Here is a 710-nt window from a genome sequence, read left to right as displayed (position 1 = left end):
CCAATATGATGAGGCTTTTGATGTTGAGCAATTGAAGTTAGAAACGAAACATAATGCTGGTTTTGTGGCGGGTACATTAGTACATACAGATAAAGGACTATTTCCAATTCAAGATATAAAAGTAGGTGATAAAGTTTTATCACGAGATGAAAATAATCCCAACGGAGAACTAGTTTATAAATCAGTTCTTAAAACTATCAAGACACCCAATCAAGAAGTGTTTAGATTAAGCTATTGGGCTAGAAATCAGTACGATGCTGATGAACCTATTATTAATTATATTATAGCTACTAGAGATCACCCGATATGGAATGAAGCTCAAGAACGTTGGTGTCCATTAATTGATATGGAAATTGGTAATATGTTATCAATATCTAATAAAACTGATACTACATATCATTTTCTTTGTAACAATAAAATGTATCAATCTTCTAATAGCAAGGGTGTTCTATATGGTTTTTGTGAAAGACCTTTAAAAGATTACTTACCAGTGGAAATTGAAACAATATTTGAAGTTACAGATGAGAAAATTATTTCTTATTATAACCCTTTAGATGTTGATAAGTTTCAGCCAACTAATGGATTAACCTTGTCATATGAAGAACAATGTGATATAGCAAGGAACTCTTTAGATGAAGCTTTATTATGTGATGTATATAACATTGAAGTAGAAGACTATCATACTTATTTTGTTGGTGAGGAAGGAGTTT

General features: G+C 30.8%; 1 protein-coding gene. It reads left to right on the top strand.

Going from position 1 to position 710, the window contains the following annotated elements; genetic code table 11:
• Nucleotides 1-710 (top strand): polymorphic toxin-type HINT domain-containing protein (locus MOB01S_RS12510; protein WP_066805875.1); only part of this gene is annotated, 710 nt, incomplete at both ends.

Origin of the sequence: Moraxella oblonga NBRC 102422 (genome assembly GCF_001598275.1) — a bacterium.
GTDB classification, from domain to species: domain Bacteria; phylum Pseudomonadota; class Gammaproteobacteria; order Pseudomonadales; family Moraxellaceae; genus Moraxella; species Moraxella oblonga.
Note: the sequence above shows the minus strand (reverse complement) of the source record. Positions and strands in the feature narration are given on the sequence as shown.